This window comes from Paenibacillus sinensis (assembly GCF_019904155.1).
GTDB classification, from domain to species: domain Bacteria; phylum Bacillota; class Bacilli; order Paenibacillales; family Paenibacillaceae; genus Paenibacillus_AQ; species Paenibacillus_AQ sinensis.
The window spans coordinates 84,273-107,498 of sequence record NZ_JAHCMB010000128.1; the positions used below are offsets into that span (position 1 = coordinate 84,273).

At 51.2% G+C, this 23,226-nt stretch carries 14 protein-coding genes; 8 read left to right on the top strand and 6 right to left on the bottom strand.

Features of this window, described 5'->3' with window-relative positions:
- Positions 1-238 precede the first annotated feature (238 nt).
- The 4 genes from KIH86_RS14470 (at position 239) to KIH86_RS14485 (ending at position 4,462) form a co-directional block, all read left to right on the top strand.
- Positions 239-1,483: an extracellular solute-binding protein gene (locus KIH86_RS14470; protein ID WP_235775420.1), complete on the top strand. Its 1,245-nt coding sequence runs from the start codon at positions 239-241 to the stop codon at positions 1,481-1,483.
- Between the two features lie 128 nt (positions 1,484-1,611).
- Positions 1,612-2,490, top strand: coding sequence for a carbohydrate ABC transporter permease (locus KIH86_RS14475; protein ID WP_223085365.1), 879 nt, complete (start codon positions 1,612-1,614; stop codon positions 2,488-2,490).
- A 48-nt stretch (positions 2,491-2,538) separates the two neighbouring features.
- The gene (locus KIH86_RS14480; protein ID WP_223085363.1) at positions 2,539-3,444 is read left to right on the top strand and encodes a carbohydrate ABC transporter permease; all 906 of its coding nucleotides are present in this window, start codon (positions 2,539-2,541) and stop codon (positions 3,442-3,444) included.
- Between the two features lie 46 nt (positions 3,445-3,490).
- Complete coding sequence (locus KIH86_RS14485; RefSeq protein ID WP_223085362.1) at positions 3,491-4,462, top strand: glycoside hydrolase family 43 protein; 972 nt, start codon at positions 3,491-3,493, stop codon at positions 4,460-4,462.
- A 139-nt stretch (positions 4,463-4,601) separates the two neighbouring features.
- On the opposite strand, the gene KIH86_RS14490 is transcribed toward KIH86_RS14485, so the two are convergent.
- The 6 genes from KIH86_RS14490 to KIH86_RS14515 form a co-directional block, all read right to left on the bottom strand.
- The gene (locus KIH86_RS14490) at positions 4,602-5,126 is read right to left on the bottom strand and encodes a hypothetical protein (protein WP_223085361.1); all 525 of its coding nucleotides are present in this window, start codon (positions 5,124-5,126) and stop codon (positions 4,602-4,604) included.
- Between the two features lie 134 nt (positions 5,127-5,260).
- Positions 5,261-6,748: a response regulator gene (locus tag KIH86_RS14495; RefSeq protein WP_223085360.1), complete on the bottom strand. Its 1,488-nt coding sequence runs from the start codon at positions 6,746-6,748 to the stop codon at positions 5,261-5,263.
- A 12-nt stretch (positions 6,749-6,760) separates the two neighbouring features.
- On the bottom strand, positions 6,761-8,518 hold the full coding sequence (locus KIH86_RS14500) for a cache domain-containing sensor histidine kinase (RefSeq protein ID WP_235775421.1): 1,758 nt from the start codon (positions 8,516-8,518) through the stop codon (positions 6,761-6,763).
- Between the two features lie 175 nt (positions 8,519-8,693).
- Entirely contained in the window at positions 8,694-9,527 is an 834-nt protein-coding gene (locus tag KIH86_RS14505; RefSeq protein WP_223085356.1) for a carbohydrate ABC transporter permease, read from the bottom strand.
- Entirely contained in the window at positions 9,527-10,408 is an 882-nt protein-coding gene (locus KIH86_RS14510; protein ID WP_223085354.1) for a carbohydrate ABC transporter permease, read from the bottom strand. Before KIH86_RS14510 ends, KIH86_RS14505 begins: the two co-directional genes overlap by 1 nt.
- 148 nt (positions 10,409-10,556) lie before the next feature.
- On the bottom strand, positions 10,557-11,837 hold the full coding sequence (locus KIH86_RS14515; protein ID WP_235775422.1) for an ABC transporter substrate-binding protein: 1,281 nt from the start codon (positions 11,835-11,837) through the stop codon (positions 10,557-10,559).
- Between the two features lie 644 nt (positions 11,838-12,481).
- Between KIH86_RS14515 and KIH86_RS14520 the strand changes: the two genes are divergently transcribed.
- The 4 genes from KIH86_RS14520 (at position 12,482) to KIH86_RS14535 (ending at position 23,152) form a co-directional block, all read left to right on the top strand.
- Entirely contained in the window at positions 12,482-14,647 is a 2,166-nt protein-coding gene (locus KIH86_RS14520; RefSeq protein ID WP_223085353.1) for an alpha-galactosidase, read from the top strand.
- A 435-nt stretch (positions 14,648-15,082) separates the two neighbouring features.
- Positions 15,083-19,423: a glycosyl hydrolase gene (locus KIH86_RS14525; protein ID WP_223085350.1), complete on the top strand. Its 4,341-nt coding sequence runs from the start codon at positions 15,083-15,085 to the stop codon at positions 19,421-19,423.
- A 239-nt stretch (positions 19,424-19,662) separates the two neighbouring features.
- Positions 19,663-20,673: a LacI family DNA-binding transcriptional regulator gene (locus tag KIH86_RS14530; RefSeq protein ID WP_223085349.1), complete on the top strand. Its 1,011-nt coding sequence runs from the start codon at positions 19,663-19,665 to the stop codon at positions 20,671-20,673.
- A 313-nt stretch (positions 20,674-20,986) separates the two neighbouring features.
- On the top strand, positions 20,987-23,152 hold the full coding sequence (locus tag KIH86_RS14535; protein ID WP_223085347.1) for a YhgE/Pip domain-containing protein: 2,166 nt from the start codon (positions 20,987-20,989) through the stop codon (positions 23,150-23,152).
- Positions 23,153-23,226: the final 74 nt, after the last annotated feature.

Sequence of the window (23,226 nt, forward strand, 5' to 3'; positions counted from 1 at the left end):
TTATTAATCTGTATATAAATTAATACTGGAGATAATTTTGGCGAAAAATAACCCGTAATTCACGAAAGTAACTTAACAAAAAGGTTAATTAAATAGTTAAAAAAGATTAGAGATTTATTTATTTGTTATTGACACCGTTTTCAGATCGAGTGTATACTTAACCCAAGTTAATTGTTCACTGGCACGGGACAGAGGCGAATGATTGGCTAGTTGATACAGGTACAGGAGGAGAAAGCATTTGAAAAAAAAGTTGGGGTTAATAATTACAATGGCTGCGCTGGCAATGACCGTGTTGGCAGGCTGCGGAGACAAGGATGAAAAGACGATTACGTTCTGGACTCCTTTGACTGGTGATGATGGCGCTTACATGGATCAGATCGTTAAAGAATATAATGCGACGAATCCGGAAATTAAAGTTAAGCATGTCATCACATCCGATATGTACACCAAGCTCTCGACAGTAATCAACTCCGGTAAAGGCATTCCGGATCTGGCCATCATTCACGCTGACCGTGTCCCCGGTTATGTTAAACAAGGTGTGCTGAACCCAATGACGAATGTTATGGCAGCGCAACCCGAGGTGAAGGAAGATAACTATCTTGCGCAGGCATGGAGCGCCGGCAATATTGACGGCACACAGTATACCATCCCGCTGGATATTCACAGCAACGTAATGTATTACAATAAAGACTTGCTGAAGAAATACGGCGTTGAGAACTTCCTGGACGACAACGTTGTCACTTACGACGAAATGATGTCCCTGAAAGGCAAGCTTAAAGAGGGCGATTTCGTAGTCAATGACGCCCTGCTATCTTGGGTTATCCTGGCCCAAATTAAAGATCTGGGCGGCGATATCCAGAAGGATGACAAGCCTTACGTCAATTCGAACGAAATGAAGACGGCTCTGGAAGAAATCAAAGGGCTGAACGACGCTGGTCTGATCACACCGCAAGGTGAAGATGGCTACCTGATGTTCCAATCCGGCAAAGTCCTGTTCTCCACGGACGGCACCTGGAGTTCTACGGCACACGCAAAGGTCGAAGGCCTGAACTTTGGAGTAACTAACATTTACTCCAACTCACCGACCACTTTCTATAACAGAGGATCTTCCCACATGTTCGCGATGTTGAAGAGCAGCACGAGAACGGAAGCCAAAGAAAAAGGTATTGCCGACTTTATGGAGTACGTTCGTGAACATTCCATTGAATGGGCAAAAGCCGGTCAAATTGTAGCAAGTAAGCAAGTTAACCAAAGCGACGAGTACAAACAATATATGCAGTCGTTCTTTACTTCAAACGAAGCTGAAACTAAATCCCTGCTGATCTACACTTGGATCTACTATCCGTACGTAGCAGAAGCGCTTGACACTTACGCATCCGATATCGTTCGCGGCAAGACTCCGATCGACGAAGGCCTGGCAACGATGCAGAAATTCGTTGAGGATAAGATTGCCCAAGCCAGCACTGAGACGACGGCTAAATAAGCAGGAGCTGGGATAAAACAAATATGCAGGAGTGGTATGGCGGCTGGGCCGCCATATTACTCCTGCGTCGTCTCATTCCTTTGAATATACGTTTGACCTAATTCCTTGCAAAGGAGATACGAGTGCTAATGAAAAAGAAATTAAACCTGGCTCCTGCATTTTTTGTAGGCCCGCATCTTATTTTGTTCATTGTTTTTGTCTGCATACCGACGGTATATGGTATTTACTCTTCGTTTACCAGTTGGAACATGTTGAATGATCCGGTATGGGTGGGACTCGATAACTATAAGACTATTCTTTTTGACACAACATCCACGTTCCATTTTCAATTTACCAATGGCTTGAAGAACACATTGCTGTTCGTGCTGTTCTCCGTCCCGCTTCTGATTATTATTCCGCTGGCGATTGCGGTTGCTCTGGAACACAAAAAAGTCAGGGGAGCAAGCTTTATGCAAGCCATCCTCTATATTCCCGGCTTGATCTCCATTTCCGCTGCGGCTCTGATCTGGGCTCTGATCTTCAACAAGCAGCTTGGGATTACCGGGAACGTCTTCGGTTCCGATACGGTATGGGCGGGCAATCAGCCTTATGCCTGGATTATTATCATTGTCCTTACGATTTGGGGCGGTGTCGGTGGCAACATGATCATCTACCGTGCCTCGATTAGCGGTGTTGGACAGGACTTGTACGAATCTGCCGAGTTGGACGGTGCAGGCCCGATCCGGAGATTTACCAGCATTACTCTGCCATCTATCCGTTTCCCATTAATTTATACTTTCGTTATGACCACAGCCGGTTCGTTTAACGTATTCGGTCAGCCGTTGATGATGACCAAAGGCGGACCTGAACAGAGCACGCATGTACTGATCATGTACATTCGCCAGTTGGCGTTCGGAAACGGCGAATCCATCGCGGGGATGGCCTCTGCCATGGCGGTTCTGCTCGGACTTGTCATACTGATCGTATCAGCATTGCAATACTACGTCATGAACCGGAATGCTGCATAAGTGCCATACGAAATTAATAACCGGAAACGAAAAAGGTAGGTGTAAACCATGTCAAATCAGGCGTTAAACGAGAAAAGTATAAAATTGTTGAGAGATTCGGAGACACGTAACGGTGGCCGGATCAGTATTTCCAAGTATGTTGCTTATACATTCCTGATTATTCTGTGTCTTGCTTGGGCGCTTCCTGTTGTGTTCGGGATTTCAACTTCTTTCCGATCCCAGACAGAAGTGGTATCCCAAGGCTTTAGACTGTTTCCTTCAACTTGGACGGTTGAGAATTACCAGACCATCCTGGAGAACACATCGACTGCTCCAATTTTAAGATGGCTTGTGAACTCCATTTATATCGCATCCTTCCATACCATCCTTGTCGTGATTGTCATATCGATTACAGGCTACGGTTATTCACGAATGAGTTTTAAAGGAAGAGATGCGCTGTTCTTCACTCTTCTCGGTATTTCTTTTTTCCCTGGCGTCGTCAATCTGATTCCTTCCTATAAAGTTATTGATGCGCTTGGCTGGGTGAACACCTCTTGGGCTATGATTATTCCGGGTCTCGCGGGTATGGGCAACATCTTCCTTGTAAGGCAGTTTATGAACGGTATTCCGAAAGAACTGGACGAATCCGCACAGATTGACGGCGCGAGTGATTTCAGAACTTATTTCTCGGTTATTTTGCCGCTGGTTAAGCCGATTTTGATTGTTTGCGGCCTGTTCTCTTTCACCGGATCCTGGAACGACTTCCTCTGGCCGGTAATCGTGTACACTGACGTTGTAAAAATGCCGGTTACAGCCGGCTTGCTGCTCCTGCAGGACATTTACGGCAATTATCGAATGATCGGACAGCTGATGGGTTCCGCCATTCTGGCAATTATCCCGACGATGCTGTTGTTCCTGTTCGCGCAAAAGTATTTTGTGCAATCCATTAATTTGAACTCAGGTATTAAAGGCTGATTTAGATAAAAAAAGATAACATATTGTATGGGAGTTGTAAAAAACCATGTCTGATATTACCCCAATATTGATAAAGAACCCGCTCATCGAGCAGAGGGCAGATCCGTTTGTTTACAAGCACAGCAATGGCAAGTATTATTTTACAGCCTCGGTTCCGGAATATGACCGAATCGAACTGAGATGCGCAGACTCGCTTGAAGGATTGGCGGAAGCTGCGGGCAAGACAATCTGGGTTAAGCATGAAACGGGATTGATGAGCGCCAATATTTGGGCACCCGAAATCCACTATATTGATGGTAGCTGGTACGTATATTTCGCGGCCGCTCATACCTCGGAGACGAAGGATGGCCTGTTTGACCACCGGATGTTTGTGCTGGAGAACCAGTCCGAAACTCCGATGGAAGGGGAATGGACAGAGAAGGGCCAGATCAAGACCCAATGGGAGTCCTTCGCGCTTGATGCGACCACGTTTGAACATAAAGGAATTCGATATTATGTCTGGGCGCAGAAGGACCCGGATATTCCGGGGAACTCCAATCTGTACATCTCCGAGATGTCCAATCCCTGGACGCTGACGGGCAAGCAGACGATGATCACAAAGCCTGAGTATGACTGGGAAACGATCGGATTCAGCGTCAATGAAGGCCCGGCAATTATAAAACGGAACGGCCGGATCTTCATGACCTTCTCCGCAAGCGCGACCGACTTCAATTACTGCATGGGCCTCTTGTGGGCCGATGAAGACGCGGACCTGCTGGAGGCATCCTCCTGGAACAAGCTGTCTCATCCGGTGTTCGCCACCAATGAGGAGAACGGACAGTATGGGCCGGGTCATAACAGCTTCACTGTCGGCGGGAACGGGGAAGATATCCTGATCTATCATGCCCGGAATTACAAGGAGATCGTCGGCGACCCCCTGTACGATCCGAACCGCCATACCCGCGCACAAGTATTCGGCTGGGATGAAGAGGGCATGCCCGTGTTCGGCGTACCGGTTAAAGACAGCGCAGCGAGATAATCATGCACATCGCAATGAAAGCTCAGTCTGGCTCTCCAGACAAGCAGCAATGAAAGTCCATAACAGCGAACGAGGCTGCTTCCGCAAGTCATCCTGGGATGACCGGAAGCAGCCTCGTATTGTTATCGGTTCAATGAATTTAAGGAATGTACTGTTGAACAATGGAAGTAATCTCACCATTTTCAATGGTCAGGTGGTAAGGGAAGGAGCTTAAGTCGATTACCTCGGTATTGGCAAAAGCCTTCAGGAAGGCATCCAGTGTAACCGGTTCGTTCCATTTGATATCCAGATCGCCCGGATTGCCTGTGTGATCATAGATCTGCATCGTGACGGTGGCGCCCGGAGCAATCGGGTATTGAGTCAGCGCTTTGCTGTCATTGACAATGTAGTAGTCATCGGGAGTTCCGCCCAGCTCGGCATAGGCTTCAGGCTCGCGCTCCGCAAATACGCGGTTGGCCTCCTCGCCTTGATACCAGTTGATTTCATCTGCCGTCAAGAGTGTGCCATCGCCCGAGGACTTGAGGGAGTGAATATACACCGTAATATGCTGCTCGCCGCCGTCGCTCTGAGCGACAGCCTGGCTGCCGAGCGAACTGGTCCCGCCTGTAAGAGACAGAATCAGCAGCAACAGGGCAGGCAGTACAAACATTTTGATTTTTTTCATCTTGACGATCCCCCTTGGCTTAAAAAAAGCACGGTATAAGGCTATATACCCACTATCATATTTCTTAAACTGTGCTTGTATACCTTCTAACGTTCCAGGGGGGAAAAGGTTGCAAAATTTCCGGGTGTTTTCACCTAATTCCGGATTTTTTTATATTCGTTCGGCGTCACGCCGACCATTCGCTTGAACAGTTTATTGAAGTAGGCCGGATCGGGGTACCCGACCTCGGCTCCGATCTTGTGAACCTTCATCCCCGGTGAACTTCGGAGCATCTGCTTGGCTTTCCTGATCCGGATTTCCGTAATATATTCGGTCAGCGTCAGCCCCGTTTCCTGCTTGAACAGCTTGCTCAGGTAGCTGGGGGTCAAATACACCATGCCAGCCAGGGTTCCAAGTTCGGCATGCTGGCTGTAGTTGGCCGAAATCCAGCGCTTGATATGCTCGACGGCATTGCCGCCCATTTCCTGCCGGAGCTTGCGTATCTCTTCCAGCGTCCCTTCCAGGACCGAACGGAACTGCCGCTCAATTTCGCCTATGCTCATCGCGGAAGCCAGAGACCGTTCGAGCTGTTCGACCCGTTCTCTTCCGAGCAGCGAATCGAGTTCCTGGAACTCGGTGGCCGCGGTATCCAGAACAGACCGGCATACCTGAAGGATATCCTCCATACCGGCCCGGCGGCTCTTAAGCAAGTCGAATTCCTGATGTACCCACTCGCCGATCTGGCTAATATGCAGCATTTGCAGATCTTCACGTAGAGCATCCCAATCACCGCCGGCCCGGCGGTGGCCCGGTTCCTCTCTGGATGGCAGATCGCCTTGCCATGCGAAGAAGACGGGGGCATCGCTGTAGATACCGAGTTCGCAGGCCTTCTCGGCTTCGGAGAATACGGCCTTCAGCTCGCTTACTCCGGCTCCTGGGCGGCTTGCTCCGACATGAACGGCTCTTCCGTAGCTTACGGACAGCAGCGGGGAGCAAGCACTGCGGATTTCGGCTGCGCCAGGCTCCCGGTCGAAATAGGCAATCCACACCAACTGGCGATCGCCAAGCGGCAGGCAGTCCGCTGTCTCATCGGTAGTCCGCCAGTTGTCCGCTCCTTCCTTCAAGGTGCCGGAAGAATCGCCCTTCTGGACATACACGACAAAATAGGGTGCCGGCAGAGCGAAATCGGGAGGCAGCACCTCCGTAAAGACATCACTGTGCAGGCAGGAATCAAGAAGACGGGCGCGCATCTGCTTCTCTTTAGCACCGGCTTGCGATTTTTCGCTGTCCAGACGATGAAGAAGCTCCAGCAACTGTTCCTTGTCGATCGGCTTGAGCAGATAATCCACGGCCGCGTAGCGGATTGCTTCCTGGGCGTAGCTGAACTCAGTGAAGCCGCTCATAATAATGCAGCGGATCTCGGGATGCTCGGTCCTCAGCTCGCGGATCAGCGCGAGCCCGTCAATCTCGGGCATCCGGATATCCGTGAGGACTACGTCCACCGGCTCTGTGCCGATGAACTCGAGAGCTTCCCGCCCGTTGGAGCAGCTGCCGGCCACCCGGAAGCCGCTCTCCCTTCCGATAATGCGGGATAGTCCGTCTCTAATGAACACTTCATCGTCAACGATAAGTATGCTTAACAAAGAATCCCTCCTCTAACGAATGGGGAGAACAAGGTCGGTGTCGCTTGGTGTGCTGTCCAGCTTGAGCCGCAGGGTCACACAGGTTCCGATTCCCGGCTGGCTCCATACCTGAATGCCGGAAGATTCGCCATAATGCAGTTTGATTCGCTCATTTACATTATGCAGCCCGATGCCGAATCTGCTGGAGGATGCCGTGTTGATCAGGCTGAGATTCAAATGTTTTAAGGTCTCGCCGTCCATGCCAACGCCGTCGTCTTCAACGCGCAGCAGCACGTAGTCATCCTCATAGCGTGCCGTTATCTTGACATTCCCAAGCCCCTGTTTGGGCTCAAGACCGTGAAATACGGCATTCTCGACGAGTGGCTGGAACACCAGCTTCAGGATCGGCAGATCCATCAGACCTTCAGGGACGTCCACAAGCAGGCTGTATTTATCGGGAAATCGGATTTGCAGAAGATTGAAATAATTGCGGACATGCTCCAGCTCTTGCCGGACGGTTACAGACTCATCGTTTCGGGTGATGCTGTATCTCATCTGCTGTCCCAGCAGATAGGTTAGCTTCGCAATTTGGGTGTCGTCACGGCTCTCCGCCAGCATGCGGATCGACTCCAGCGTATTATAGAAAAAATGCGGGTTGATCTGGTTCTGCAGAGCCCGCATGTCGGCTTTCTGCTTGCGTTTCTCCGTCTGCTTCACCTCGCTCAGCAGGTCGCGGATACGGATAATCATCCGGTTGAAGTGGGTTCCCAGCATCCCGATTTCATCGTTGTACCGGGGCTGAATCCATACATCCAGATTACCGTGTTGAACTTGCTTCATGAGGCGGATCATGGATTTCAAAGGGCGTGTCAGAGCGTAGGAGAACAGGGTTGCGACGAGCAGGGCGAAGGACAGGATGATGAGATTCGTCACAAGCTGCTTTATCCGGTTCATCTTGATTCCCGACAAAATGCTCGACAGCGGGATATCGACGGCTGTAATCCACCCGGTCTCCGAGGAGACGTGATAGGCGGTAAGATAGCTCTCGCCATTCCTCGTATACTCATAACTTCCGCTTGATGATCCTGCGTGGGCAAGAAGCGCCTGGAGCTGGTCGGAAGAAGAAGCTTCTCCGCTGGCATATACCAGTTTGCCGAAATTGTCCACAATAATCGAGCGCCCCTGGGTCACCGAATCTACGGATTTAAGAATATCTCTGAACATATGGATATCGACATCAAAAATGACCATGCCAATGTCATCCAGTGTGCTGGTTGACCGGACGGTTCGCAACACGCTGAATACTTCCCGCTTTTCACCCAGGTTGACGTCAATTGCATGCCGCCCCTCCAGAATGGGCGAGGTTCCAGCGCCTTTCAGCAGAGACTTCCAGCGTGGCAGCTGATCATCAGTGTTTAGCTGGTTAATGCCTACCATTTTATAGTAGAAGACGGAATCGAAACTGTCCACCAGATAGACGGCGGTAATCTCCGATTTTGTATGGATGAGATAATCCAAAAATTTGCCAACGCTTACATTCTTGTCCCAATCGCTATACCGCTGCTCCATATAATACTGGACATCGGTATTGTATAGGGGAAGCAGCGTCGAGCCTTTCAAATCCGCGATATATCGGTCGACGGTGCCTCCCGCGTTTGTCGTCATCTGCTCGGCGTTGGCGGTGGCGTTGCGCAGATTGGTTTTATTCATCGAGTGAGCTGACAGATAACTTACATATGTGATGGGCAAGGACAGCAGGAAGACAAAGATGACAATCAGTTTTTTCTCCATGGACAGGTTGGCGAGGAATATCCAACATCTCTGTAAAAGCTTGCCGAACCAAGAAATCATGGCTGACGGTCCTTTCCCGCAAAAATGTATATCGTATTTGCTCTGGAATCAACGAGAAACGGTTGCCCAAGTCCCATTGATGCAGGACAAGGCAGCCGTTTCATTAAATTCTATGTTATTTTACCGCGCCATTGGCAACGCCATCGAAGATGTACCGCTGCAGGAACAGGTACAGGATAACCGTAGGCAGCAGGATTAGCAGGATCGCTGCGCAGATCAGGTTCCAGTCGGCGGAGTTCACACCCTGGAATCGCATGAGCACGGTGGTGACGACGCCAAGACTCTGCTTGGGCATGTACAGGTAAGGAATATACATGTCATTGTAAATGCTGATGGTCTTCAGGATGACCAGAGTCGCCGTGGCCGGTGTCAGCAGCGGGAAGATGATGGAACGGTAAATTTTAAACAGTGACGCGCCTTCCACCATCGCCGCCTCATCCAGATCCACCGGAATGTTGCGGATAAACTGCAGATACAAAATGATCTGGATTACGTCCGCTCCGATATACAGGATGATCGGCGCTCCCATCGTGTTGTACAGGCCGAGACCCTTGATGATGCCGAAGGTCGCAACCTGAGTTGTAATGCTTGGAATGACGGTGGCGCCCAAATACGCGGCGAAGATAACAGGCTTCAGCTTGAAGCTGAAGCGGCCGAGTACGTATGCCACCATCGTACCGAAAAGAATGTTCAGCGTCAATGCAATAACAATAATAAAGATGATATTGCCGAAGCCGCTTAGCAGACCGCCGCGTTCGAATACGGTCTTGAAGTTGTCAAAGTTCAGGAAGCTGTTGGGAAGCGCCATCGAGTTGCTGCTATTGAACTCGTCGGTTGATTTAAAAGCATTGATTATAACCACATATGGCGGAAAGAGGACAACGAATGCCCCGAACAGGAGCGTCAAATATTTCAGAAGGTTGATTGGTTTGAAGATGGAATCCCGCATTACTTGTCGCCTCCTCTGTTAAGAACCAACTGCTGAAATCCTAGTACGACAACAACGAACATCAGCAGGATGATACTCATCGCCGAGGCGAGACCGTAGTTATTATAAGCAAAGGCGGTATCGATGACACGCATTACATATGTCTGGCTCGCTCCAGCAGGGCCGCCTTTGGTCAGGACGAACGGCAAGTCGAAGACTTCCAGCGCACCGGTTACGGTGAGGAACAGATTAAGCTGGATAACCGGCTTCATGTTCGGCAGCGTGATTCTCCACAGCGTCTGCATGGAATTGGCGCCGTCGATGGTGGCCGCTTCGTAAATATCCTTCGGAATGGCTTGAAGGGAGGCGATATAAATAACCATGTTGTAGCCCATGAAACGCCATAAGCCGGTAGATGCCAGCGAATAGTTGACCAGACCCTCTCGTCCAAGCCAGCTTGTTTCGCTTAAGTGGGCAAGCCCCAAATTGCTGAGCAAAAGATTCAACGATCCGTTAGTCGTATCGAATACGAAGCCGAACATGAAAGCAACCGCGACACCGTTCATGATGTAAGGCAGGAACAGGAGGATGCGGAAGAAATATTTTCCCTTCAGCTTGCTGTTCAATACGATAGCGAAGTAGATCGCCACAATATTTTGGACAATGCCCATTACGAAATAGGCAAAGTTATGTTCGAAGACTTTGAATATATCCGAGTTCGCAAACACTTCGCGGTAGTTGGCCAGGCCCACCCAGGGTTTTTCAGGGCTGTACCCGTCCCAATTGGTGAAGCTGTAATAGATCAGTTTGATTGCCGGGTAATAAGTAAATGTAGCCAGGAGAAGCAGGGGGATAAAGAGAAACGAGCAAATAATCAGTATTTTTTGTTTATTATAGGTCATGGTTCCAAACACTCCGTCTACCTTCTTTCTTTTGGGAGGCTTCCGTTACGGCAAAATGGATTATCCCGGGGGTAGCGATAATCCATTTTGCGGCGAACGGTGTAGCGGCTACGAGCTAATTACAGCCAGTGAGGCAAATTCCGCCCGATTATTGTCCAAGGACCTGCTTCTTGGCTTTAGCCCAAGCAGTATTCCACTTGTCAAATACAGTTTGCGGGTCTTTGGCGAGCACGTATTCCTGGATAATAGCCGGAATATCGATCTGCGCCTTGTTCTGAATATCCATAACCTGAGCGTTATCAGGAGTGCCTTCTTGCATTTGTACACCAGTTGCCTGGAATTCCTTCAGCTGAGCCAGGCTGGATTCCTTGCCTTTCAGCGGAGAAATGAAGCCTGCGAAATCTTCAAAGCCCGAATCGGTCAGCATCCATTTCAGGAAAGCTTTGGTTGCTTCGAGATTCTTGCTGTCTTTGTTGACGGCGTAGAAGTAGTCAGGGGAGAGAGCGGCCTTCGGCGTACCGGAGTTGTCAATCGGAAGCGGGAAGAAACCGATGTCTTCGGATGCCGCGCCAGCGCCAATAACCTGATTGATTACCCAGTTGCCCAGGAAGTACATTGCGAACTTGCCTGATGCGATGTCTTTCTTGGATTGCTCCCAGTTGGTGGAGTTGATGTCTTTCTCCAGATATCCTTTTTCGTTCAGTTCACGAAGCAGGCTGAACGCTTTGCCGTAGCCGTTATCCGCGGTGAAAGGCGTATCGGTATTCAGCTTGGTGTTCGGGAAGTCAGGGTTGTTCTCGATCAGACGCGGCACGTCGTATACCCAGTTGTTCAACGGCCATTTGTCTTTGAAGTTGGAAGCCAGCGGAATAATGCCTTTCTGCTTCAGCTTGTCGCAGGCTGCGAGGAACTCATCCCATGTCTTCGGTACTTCGGTAATTCCGGCTGCTGCGAATGCCTTCTTGTTGTAGACAATACCGGAAGTGGAGTTGCCGGAGGTGATGCCGTACAGCTTGCCGTCAAAGGATTTGAAATCTTTGAACGTGATCTGATCGTTCATTCCCATGTCGTCCAGCGGAGCGAAGTATTTCGGAAGGTCCGAGTTCGGGATCGTCGGAATGAACATCAGGTCCGGAAGCTCGCCGCTCGCCATTCTGACCTTCATCTGCTGGTTATAGTCGGTTTGGGAACCTTCAAATTCAATTTTGATGTTCGGATATTTCTCGTTGAAGCGCTTAACGTATTCGTCGTATTCTTTGCCGATCATGTCTGTCCGGTTCGTCAGGAAGGTAACGGTTCCTTTGATGTCAGATCCGTCTCCCGCAGGCTTGGCCGATGCCGAAGCGCTGTCAGTGGCAGTCGCCGGAGTGGTTGCCGACGCGTTGTTGCTGTTGTTGTTATTGTTTGAACCGCAAGCTGACAAAACCATGGAAAGCGACATTGTTGTAGCTAAGCCAAACATTATTGTTTTCTTTTTCACTTCATACTCCCCTTTTCGTTATGGTGTTAGCGTTTACATCGATTATTATATGGTTTGAAACCGCTTTTTTAAATGGATTGTATTGTACTTTCTTGTCTTTATTTATGGTATTATCACCCCAACCAAATATCATGCATAACAAAATCATAACAGAATACAACAAAAAATAAGCGGTTACAATGAAATGAGATGGGACCAATGATATTTTGAAAAGGTGGTTCTTCCCGAATGGAACTGCGGTTACGATTCGATACCCCGCATCGGGAATTCTGCGCAGCTTACTGCTGATAACAACAACTCGGCTGGATGAATGAAGAATGATATCTGCAAAAATTCGGCGGCTTGTCGCATAACCATATAATAGGTCCGGAATAGGGCAATATTATGAAGGAAAACAATTTTCTATAGTTAGCAGGACGAAGAGTTCTCTTTATACACCTGGGTTTCGGTTCGACGGCAGCCTGTTCTCCGATGTGATCCTCCAGGTTGTGTTTCAAAAAACCTTGGAAGTGGATTTCCAAGCTATACGCCTCTTCTTGGCTGATTCATCACTTACGATATTAAGTATTTACGAAAAAAGGGGATAGCATTCAATGAGTATTTATGTCTGTGAAGAACGAAATCAATTTCATCTTCAGGCTGGGGACAGCAGCTATGTGATTGTGATCGAGAACGGGCTTCCGGTTCACGCATACTGGGGAAGCAAACTGCGTGAGCACGGCAATTTGACCGGTCTCACGGTCAACACGCCGGAGGGGGCCGGGCTCGACCGACTCCCGCAGGAATATCCGCAGTATGGAAGCGGGGACTTCCGCACTCCGGCATATCAGGTTCAGCTTGAAGACGGCACGCGGATTACCGAATTTCATTATAAAGGATACTCGCTCCTCTCCGGCAAGCCGGCACTCGAAGGACTCCCTGCCGTCTACGTGGAATCAGAGGGCGAAGCCGACACGCTGGTTCTGGAGCTTGCGGACGACTATTCGGGGCTTAAGGTTTCGCTGCTGTATACCGTGTTCAACGACAGGAACGTAATTGTGCGTTCCGCGAAGCTGTCCAACAGCGGAGAAGAGAAGCTTGTGCTGCGCCGCGCGTTGAGCGCGAGCGTGGATTTCACCTCTGGCGATGATCTTGAGATGGTGTATTTGTCGGGCGCCTGGGCCCGCGAGGCGGTGGTAAACCGCCGGCCGCTGGCCCAGGGCGCCACAAGAATCGACAGCCGCCGGGGGATGAGCAGCCATCAACTGAACCCGTTCGCGGCGCTTGTCCGGCCGGATACGACCGAGGACCACGGTGAAGCGTACGGCTTCAGCCTTGTGTACAGCGGAGGCTTTGAAGCGGAAGCTGAGCTGGATTCGTTCGGCTCTGCAAGATTCGTGATCGGAGTGAACTCCTTCGACTTCTCCTGGCTGCTGAATCCGGGCGACAGCTTTCAGACGCCGGAGACGGTTATGGTCTATTCGGCTGGGGGACTGGGTGAAATGTCGCGGACGTACCATAAGCTGTACCGGACACGGCTATGCCGCGGCATATACCGCGACAAGGGACGGCCGATTCTCGTTAACAATTGGGAAGCCACGTATTTCAATTTCGATGCCGACAAGCTGGTATCGATTGCGGAGGAAGGCTCCAAGCTGGGCATTGAGCTGTTCGTGCTGGATGACGGATGGTTCGGGAGACGCGATTCCGATAACTCGTCGCTTGGGGACTGGGTAGAAGACCGTCGCAAGCTGCCGCAAGGACTGGCTGATGTCGCTAACAGGATTAACAATCTTGGCCTGAAATTCGGCCTGTGGGTGGAACCGGAGATGATTTCACCGGACAGCGAGCTGTACCGGAAGCATCCGGACTGGTGTCTGCATGTTCCGGGACGCCGACGCAGCGAGGCCCGCTGGCAGCTCGTGCTCGACTATACGCGCAAGGAAGTCCGCGATTATATCTTTGACTCGCTCAGCCGCATATTCTCCACGGTGCCTGTTGCTTATGTCAAATGGGATATGAACCGCTGCCTGACGGAGATCGGTTCCGCGGAGCTTCCTCCGGAGCGCCAGGGTGAAACCGCGCACCGGTACGTGCTGGGCTTATACGAGCTGCTGGGACGGATTACGGCTGCATTCCCAGAAATTTTGTTCGAGAGCTGCTGCAGCGGCGGCGGACGATTCGATCCCGGCATGCTGCACTATATGCCGCAGACATGGACGAGCGACAACACCGACGGGGTGGAGCGTCTCAAGATCCAATACGGAACAAGCCTGGTCTATCCCGTCAGCGCCATCGGCGCACATGTATCTGCCGTTCCGAATCATCAGGTGGGGCGGATGACACCGCTTGGATTCCGGGGCGATGTGGCTATGTCCGGCAATTTCGGCTATGAGCTTGATCTGACCAAGTTCACCGGGGATGAGAAAGAGCTTGTGAAGCAGCAGGTCGAGAACTACAAGGAGATCCGGAGCCTTGTTCAGCAGGGAGAGCTCTACCGGCTTAAGAGTCCGTTCGAGGGCAACGAAACGGCCTGGATGTTCGTATCGGAAGATAAGCGTGAAGCGCTGGTCTTCTACTTCCGGGTGCTGGCAGAGCCCAATCCGCGGCGCCGGAGCCTGAAGCTGGCGGGCCTGAATCCGCTCTTCGATTATGAAGTTGCGGGGAAAGAGGAGTCCGCTGTTCACGGCGGTGACCAATTGATGTCGGTCGGTCTGTCGCTTCCTTACCGGCAGTTCGATTACGAGAGCGGCTGCTTCAAATTAAGAGCTGTTAACTAGCCTAGCGCCTTGGCCGTTATGAGCATTGAGCTCAGGCAACACTATACTTGTTTTATTTCTGGCTATGCCCTCTTGTAAAGACAAGAGGGTCTTTTTACGTGTTGGGAATTCAAGATGAATAGGGAGTCAGAGACGGGAAAATGCAGAATTTTTAGCTCGGAATAAAAGAGCAACAAGAAAGCGGATTCATATATTGATTTGTTTTCTCTTTTGTTTGTCGATTTTTGCAAATAAAGAAAACACAGTCATATAAAAAGCAATACAAACCCTGTTTTTTTTAGAGTTATGCTGATAAAATGCTTTTAAACCGCTTACATAACAGTACGAGTCTTATTAATGATTGGGGTGATGATAACAAAAAGAAAACAAATTTGCTGTTTGTTATGAAGGCGGGGAAGGTTTTAGCAATCTGAAATAACAGAGCAGGAGGCATACATGAAAAAGTTTCGTAAGCTCGTTGTAACATCCCTGACAGCGGTAATGCTGATGTCAGCCGTTGCACCGGCCATGGCCGAGACGGGGAAGACAGTGACGGCTCAAGCAGCCGCCGTATCTTTCCAGGATTCAACCCAGCATTGGGCGGCATCCAGCATTGCCAAGTGGACGGCGAACGGGGTAATCAGCGGATACGGGGACGGCTCGTTCCACCCGAATCAGAGCATTAGCCGGGCTGAGTTTGTAACCGTACTCAACAAGCTGTTTGGACTGTCTGTCAAGGCAACCGCCAATTTCTCCGATGTTCCGGCCTCGGCCTGGTACAGCGACCAACTGGCAATCGCCAAGAACGCCGGATATTATGAAGGCTTCTCCGGCAACCGGGCGCAGGCCACTACGGAGATTACCCGGCAGGATGCGGCTACTCTTCTGGCCCGAATCTTTGAGCTGAGCGCAAGCTCCTCGCAGACGGCTTCGGTCTCCGCATTCAAGGATTCCGGAAGCATTAGCTCCTATGCCAAGGATGCCGTAGCAGCTCTATCGGATGCAATCAAGGGATACGAAGACGGAAGCTTCCAGCCAAAGGGTAAGATTACCCGTGCAGAAACACTCACTCTGATCGATCGGATTGTAAGCGGTTATTTCCCGGCAGCCGGCGAGCAAAGCGGCGGAACAGTAAGCGGCAATGCCGTTATCCCCCATGCCGGAACTGTTCTCAAAAATACCGTAATTAACGGCAATCTGTATTTGACGGCAGGCATCGGCAGCGGAGACGCCAAGCTGGACAGCGTGACCGTAAAAGGCAAGACAGTAGTTGCAGGCGGCGGCGAGCATACCGTTACCTTCAATAATTCCACACTGAACGAGCTCGACGTTAACCGCAAGGACGGACGTGTCAGAGTGCTGGCTTCCGGAACAACCCGGATCAGTGGGTTAACCGTCAACAGCAATTCCAAGCTGGAATTGGAAGCAGGCGCCGTTATTGACCAGCTGGTGCTCAACGCTCCTTGTGAAATTGTGATTCCGGCAGGAGCAAAGATCGGAAGCCTGGTTATTAATGGAAGCGCTGCCGGTTCGATCATTACCGGAAACGGCGATATCGGTACGGTGACAATCAACGCTTCGAGTGTAAGCATTAACGGAACGGTTCTGTCTAATGGAACTGTAACCGTGGTGGGCGGCCAGATCGTTGCTCCTACGGCGACTGCAACTGCAACTCCGGCATCGGGAGGGTCCGGAGAAGCAACGCCAGTGCCGACGGCAAGTCCTACGTCCAGCGCTTCTGCTGAACCGACCGCAAGTCCATCGCCAAGTGCTTCAGCTACACCAACCGTAGCTCCTGATGCGACTGTGAACCTTGCGGACAAGGATGCTTCCGCTGCCACGCGTTCCCTGTTCGTCTATCTGAACGAACTCCGCGGCAAGCATATTCTGTTCGGTCAACAGCATGCCACAGACGAAGCACTGTCTGCTCCGGTTAATGGTGTCACGTCGGACACATACGCCGCTGTTGGAGATAATCCGGCAGTATACGGATGGGATACGCTGAGCCTTGAAGGCTTTGAGAAGCCGGGAGCGCTCACGAACACCCCCGAGCAGAATCGGGATGCATTGATCGCTTCGATGAAGTCGGCCTATGAGTCCGGCGGAGTGCTGACGCTCAGCGCCCACATGCCGAACTTCGTTACCGGCAAAGATTTTTATGACACAACAGGGAATGTAGTATCCCATATTCTTCCTGACGGTGATAAGAATGCCGAATACAACGCATTCCTTGACAAGATTGCTGATTTCGCGCTGAATCTGAAGGACGACAACGGAAATTCGATTCCGGTTATCTTCCGTCCGTTCCATGAACAGAACGGTAACTGGTTCTGGTGGGGAGCTACCTTTACAACAAGCCAACAGTATCAGGAAATCTACCGTTATACTGTCGAGTACCTGCGCGACATCAAGGGCGTCCATAACTTCCTCTACGGATTCTCGCCGGGCAGCCCGTTCAACAGCAATGAGGATACCTTCCTGAAAACGTATCCGGGCGATGATTATGTTGACCTCTTCGGGTTCGATACGTATTATGACGGAAACAACCAGTCCTGGTTCGATGGAGTAGTGAAGGATGCCAAGCTGATTTCCCAGCTTGCGGACAAGAAAGGTAAAATCGCTGCATTTACCGAGTTTGGGTACGCCAACGTGAAGCCGACGGGTAATGCCGATCTGAAGTTCTATACGAAGCTGGTTGACGCGTTGAAGTCAGATCCAGATGCATCACGCATGGCTTACATGCTGACTTGGGCGAACTTCAACTCCAACTCGATTTATGTTCCTTATCGCAATTCGCCGGAATATGGCGATCATGAGCTGCTTCCGGATTTCACGGACTACTACAATGATGATTACACTTATTTCGACCGCGAATTGAGTGGCGTCTACAATAAGAATGTAGCGACAGAGGAAGAGAAGCCATTCCTGCATATCGTTAGTCCGGTAGCCCAGACTACGATTCAGAACAATACTACAACGATCCGTGCGAGAATTCTGGAGACGCAGCCTGCCAAGGTAGTCTATCTCGTTCAAGGCTCGGATACCGAGCATGAAATGACGCTGGACAGCCAGGGCTTCTATTCGGCGGCCTGGCAGCCAACGGCAGACTTGAACGGCGAAGCTGTCCAGTTGACGGTGAAAGCTTACGCCGCAGATGGTTCGGTAATACAGCAGACTATTACGGTATATTTGAACATTACAGAAATCACGCTCAAGCAGTTCACCTTCGATAACGATATCGCGGGTGTGCAGAGTACGGGTGTCTGGTCACAATCCGGCAACATGACCGCCTCCTTCGAGCATGCTGTCTTGAACGGCGACGGTAAACTGCAGGCCAATGTAACAGGTCTCGTCTACGGCGACACCTGGCAGGAAGTGAAGATCGGTCTTCCGGATATCGCAGACAGCGTTGATCTGAAGAAAGTGAACCGTATTTCCTTCGACGTATGGATTCCTCTGGTCGCTGGAGAGGAGGCTGCGAAATGGGATATTTCAGCAGCAGCAGAAGGAACGGTTTATGTATCGCCGGCTGGTATAAAATTCGAATCCAATTCGGCCAATCTCAGTTCCTTGGAAAAGGTTACTGTAGGTGATGCAGTGTACGGCAAATATACGGCTACGATAGATCTGAACGACAAGGATGTCACTGATAGCGCAGCCGCTCTGGAACTGTCGCTTGTAGGCAAGAGCCTAAATTATGAAGGTCCTCTGTACATCGATAACATTCGGTTGATCAATGCTTACATGAGCGCTCCTGCAGACCCGACTCTGGCAGACAACTTTGAGGGTTACAAAGGCAGCGATGCGCTGCTCGGCAATACGTACACTCCGAAAGGCGATGCCAACTCCGTTACGCTGGATAGTGCGCATGCCAAGAACGGCGATTATGCATTGAAGCTGGATTACACTTTGGCGGGACAGGGGTATACAGGCATCGTTAAGAGCTTGGGAACAGTCGACTGGTCGAAGACTGGCAAGCTGAATTTCTGGTTTGTTCCGGACGGCAGCAACAATAAGCTTGTCATTCAAGTTAAAGCAAACGGCGTTTCCTTTGAAGCTTATCCGTCTCTTCAGGGAACTGAAGCAGGCTGGGTTGAAATTCCGTTCAAGGATTTCACCGTAGCTTCCTGGGAAAGTGCCGCCAACCAAGCCAAAAAGCTCGACACAGTGAACGCGAAGAAGGTTACCGAGTTCGCGATTTACATCAATCGTCCTGACGGCTCCACCGATACCAGTTCCATGTCGAGCACACTCTACTTCGACGACATTCAGGCTGTAGAGGGTGCGGAAGGTGATATTCCGACAGGTTCGGAGGATGAAGAGGATACCGGTCTCCCGGCAGGTACTATTTATGGCTTCGAAGCAGCAGGAGACGAAGATAACTGGAAAGTTAGCAGTTCGACAACTGCCCAGACTCCAGCTGTAACCGATGAATTCTCTTCAGAAGGAACGCATTCGCTCAAGACGACGTTCACACTGGCTGCCGGCAGCAACTTTGAGTTGAAAAATGAACAATCCCTTGATCTCAGCAACTCCAAGACTTTGAAAGCAAAGGTGAAATTGTCATCGGGTACTGTTAATGTCTATCTGTACATCAAAACCGGATCAGGATGGACATGGTATAACAATGATGTTACTGTAGTTGATTCCGAGACAGATGGTTTCACAACACTTGCCTTCTCACTTGAGAACGTTCCTGACTTGAATGATGTTAGAACGATCGGACTCAAGGTTGAAGGCATTTCCGGTACTACAACATCCACGATTTATCTGGACGAAGTGACTAACGAAAGATAGTTGTTAAGATGATCTAAAAGTTTTGCAAAAAACAGAGCTGCCGGATTGCCGGCGGCTCTGTTTTGTTCTATAGACTATAGTCCCGGAGGACGGAAACAACTGCGTTTATTCGTTGCCCGAGCCCAATGGAAGGTACCCTAACAAATTTGTCGCTTGCGCGTTTGTTATGCAGCCAGTAAGATGAACTATAATATATGCAGACGATAACATGTTGACAAAAAAGTATGAGGTGCATCCATTTGGCAGGAAAGGTAACCATTCAGCAAATCGCCGACATGGCGGGCGTATCCAAATTTGCCGTGTCACGGGCGCTATCGGGAAAGAGCGGCGTCAGCGAGAAGACCCGGGCGCATATCGTCCGGACGGCAGGCAATCTGGGCTTCTTTAATACAAACAGAGTCGCACCCCCCTCGGTTCAGGTACCCCAAACCGCCGGCATATCGGGTACGGTAGTAATTCTGTTTCCAAATATCCGTTACCAGAACGTTGAGAACAAGTTCTGGGGTGTCGTCTTTGAGGGCATATCCAAACGGCTGGAGCATTCCGGTCTAAATATCGTCACGCTGACCCAGCCTTCGGGCGAGAGCATTACCCGGATTCTGAATCCGGAGACGCTGCTCGGCGTAATCGGAGTCGGGACGGTATCGACGCAGGCGCTTCTTCAGATTCGGGATCTGAACGTACCCCTGGTTCTGATCGATCACATAGACCCTGCGGTTGTATGCGACGGTATATTCGCCGATAATTTCGACATGATGCGCAAGCTGATGCTCAAGCTGATCAGCCGGGACTACCAGAAATTCCAGTTCGTCGGAGACCCTTCCTATGCGTATAGCTTCGGCGAGCGCTGGAGAGCGTTCGAAACGGTCCTGGAAGAATATCAGATTCCTCATCAACAGATGGAAAAGCTCCTGAAGTCGGGGAAGAATGAATATGATCTGATTATGGACATTCCCCAGGAAGAACTGCCCGATGTCTTCATCTGCGCCAATGACAGCATCGCGGTCGAGGTAAGCAAAGCGCTGCGGGAGCGGGGCATTATTATTCCTTCGGAATGTGCGGTGACCGGATTCGACGATACGCCGCTGTCCGAGGATCATGTGCCCCCGCTTACATCCGTCCACGTTCCCAGAGAGGCGATGGGAGCCAAGGCTGTGGACCGGCTGCTGGAGAGAATACGGAACAAAGAGGATTACTTCGAGAAAGTCATGCTGATCGGCGATGTCGTCTTAAGATCCTCTACGCGGTAGATCGGCGGGAGAGCAGACCGTTCTTCATCGTGCCAGCGGATGAGGTTGGCGCAGTTTTTCAACCTTTGAATAGCCGCTTGGAATAGTTCGATCTGCAAATACAGCCGTATAAACAAATCGTACAAACAGCATTGCCAGAGCGGCGATGTTCATCGGATAGGCCAAAGGGCTGCATTCCCATTTCGGGGATGCGGCCCTTTTTTTTCGAAAATCCAGGGTGTATGAGGTTCTCGCGTTAAAAATTCCGGTTCATCAAAGAGAGCGTTAAGGGACATAGTAAATAACGGAAAAAGTCTGGCTTGGGAGGCAAGCGATGTCGAAAATCATACAAATCTATGCAGGCGATTGGAGGCGGGTCTTCAAGGCGCCGATGGCTGCTCTGCTTATTGCCGCGCTGATTGTGCTCCCTTCCGTCTATGACTGGGTTAATGTGGCCGCTGTATGGGACCCGTACACCAACACGTCCGGAATCCCGATTGCCGTCGCCAGCCTTGACAAGGGAGCCACTGCCAGAGATATGAGCTTCAATATCGGAGACGAGGTAATCGAAAGTCTTCGCAACAACACCAGTCTCGGATGGCGTTTCGTAAGTGCGCAAGAAGCGGCTGAAGGGGTTCGTAACGGACGCTATTATGCTTCCATCGTCATTCCGGCGAACTTCTCTGCGAGATTGGCGGGGATGCTGGAAGGGCGGTATATCAAGCCGGAATTGATCTATACGGTGAATGAAAAAATCAACGCGATCGCGCCCAAGATTACCGCAAAGGGTGCTTCCTCCGTCACCTCGCAGATTGACCGGAATTTCACGGAAACCGTGAGCGGGACCATCCTGTCAGTGCTGAAGAGGGCCGGCAAGGAATTCCAGTCCGAGCTTCCGGTGATCCGGAGGGTGGAGCAGGGGCTATTCACGCTTGAAGGGCGGCTGCCAGAAATTGAGAAGGCCGGGAAGATGATCATTAAGCTGGAATCCAAGCTTCCGGAGATGAAGCGGATTGCGGAAGCCGCCGCCGGACTGAAGGACAAGCTCCCGGACGCGGAGCGGGCGGCGTCAGAGCTTCTCCGGCTGGAGGAACGCTGGCCGACTCTGGAGGGAATAGCCGGGGAATTGCCGTCGCTGCAGGACAGGCTTACGCAGATCGGGCAGGCGTCGGAGCTTGTCACAGAGCTTGACCGGCATTTTGCGAAGGTCTCCGTGGATCTGGACGAGGCGGAGAAGGTGCTTGCAGCAACCGCCGCCGGAATTGCCGAGGCGCAGAAGAAACTGCCGGAAGCGGAGACCTCCGGAACGGCGGAAGCCGCTGAGGGACAAGGCTCCCCGCAGCAAATGAGTCTGAGCGAAGGAGCGCAGGATAATGCGGCGGCGCTCGACGTACTTGACCGGGCATCGTCATCAACGGAAGCCGGTCTCGCCGGACTGAAAGAGCTGCGTCCCCGGGTTCAAGCCGTAGAGGCCGTCATTCATGATGCGGCTGAACGCATTGCGCTTCAGAAATCGGAGCTCGAACCGCTTCTAACGGAAGCTCTGCCTGCGATCCGTGAGGGACTTCCCGCCGCCGGTGAGAAAATCCGCGCCGCAGCGGAATTTGCAAGCAAAGAGCTTCCCGCCGTCAAGGAGTGGCCTGGCGTAATCGCTTCTATCCTTCCAAAGGCGGAGCAGGGTATCCGCAGGGCTGCCGATATATCCCGCAACGACCTGCCCGGCCTGGAGAATGCTGTCCGTCGCGCGGCATCCACAGTGCGCCAAATCAAGGGGGAAGTGAATCTGGATGAAATTGCACAGCTGCTTGGCGGCGACATCCGGACCCAGAGCGATTTTCTGGCTGATCCCGTGGAACTGAAGGAAGAGAATTTGTTCCCGATTCCGAATTACGGCTCCGCTATGACTCCGTTCTATCTCGTGCTGTCGCTGTGGGTTGGTGGGACGCTGATGGTCGCTTTGCTCAAGACCGGCGTTTCCGACCGGGGGAAGGCATATAAGCCGTATCAGATTTTCCTTGGCAGGCTGCTCACCTTTCTGAGCGTCGGCCTCCTGCAGGCCTTGACTGCGTCTTTGGGCAATCTGTTTATTCTGCACGGCTATGCCGCCGACAAGCTATGGTTTGTTCTGTTCGCCATGCTCGTCAGCCTTGTATTCGTAACGATTGTCTATGCGCTGGTATCCGTGTTCGGCAATATCGGCAAGGGGATCGCGATTGTCTTCATGGTGCTGCAGTTCTCCAGCTCGGGAGGAACCTTCCCTGTCAGCACGGCAGGACCCTTCTTCCAGATGCTGCACCCGTTCATGCCGTTCACATATGCCGTCGGACTTATGCGGGAAGCAGTCGGGGGAATTCAACCTGATGCAGCGGTCACGGATGCGCTTCGCCTGGCAGCTTTTGCCCCTGCGGCCCTGGTGCTCGGTCTGCTGCTCAAGAAACCGCTGGAGCGCTATATCCGGGCGGCAGCGGAGAAGGCGGAAGCGTCGGAGCTGATCTCCTGACCGGAAGCTGTGGCTGAATATTTTACCAGAAGTGGAGCATATTAACGGAATCCATTATGTTCGCATTAATTGAG

Bases quoted from the DNA above. Each gene is read 5' to 3' on its own strand.
- KIH86_RS14475 (WP_223085365.1), top strand. From the start codon at position 1,612: ATGAAAAAGAAATTAAACCTGGCTCCTGCATTTTTTGTAGGCCCGCAT.
- KIH86_RS14535 (WP_223085347.1), top strand. From the start codon at position 20,987: ATGTCGAAAATCATACAAATCTATGCAGGCGATTGGAGGCGGGTCTTC.
- KIH86_RS14520 (WP_223085353.1), top strand. From the start codon at position 12,482: ATGAGTATTTATGTCTGTGAAGAACGAAATCAATTTCATCTTCAGGCT.
- KIH86_RS14515 (WP_235775422.1), bottom strand. From the start codon at position 11,837: ATGGTTTTGTCAGCTTGCGGTTCAAACAATAACAACAACAGCAACAAC.
- KIH86_RS14485 (WP_223085362.1), top strand. From the start codon at position 3,491: ATGTCTGATATTACCCCAATATTGATAAAGAACCCGCTCATCGAGCAG.
- KIH86_RS14480 (WP_223085363.1), top strand. From the start codon at position 2,539: ATGTCAAATCAGGCGTTAAACGAGAAAAGTATAAAATTGTTGAGAGAT.
- KIH86_RS14505 (WP_223085356.1), bottom strand. From the start codon at position 9,527: ATGCGGGATTCCATCTTCAAACCAATCAACCTTCTGAAATATTTGACG.
- KIH86_RS14490 (WP_223085361.1), bottom strand. From the start codon at position 5,126: ATGAAAAAAATCAAAATGTTTGTACTGCCTGCCCTGTTGCTGCTGATT.
- KIH86_RS14500 (WP_235775421.1), bottom strand. From the start codon at position 8,518: ATGGAGAAAAAACTGATTGTCATCTTTGTCTTCCTGCTGTCCTTGCCC.
- KIH86_RS14510 (WP_223085354.1), bottom strand. From the start codon at position 10,408: ATGACCTATAATAAACAAAAAATACTGATTATTTGCTCGTTTCTCTTT.
- KIH86_RS14525 (WP_223085350.1), top strand. From the start codon at position 15,083: ATGAAAAAGTTTCGTAAGCTCGTTGTAACATCCCTGACAGCGGTAATG.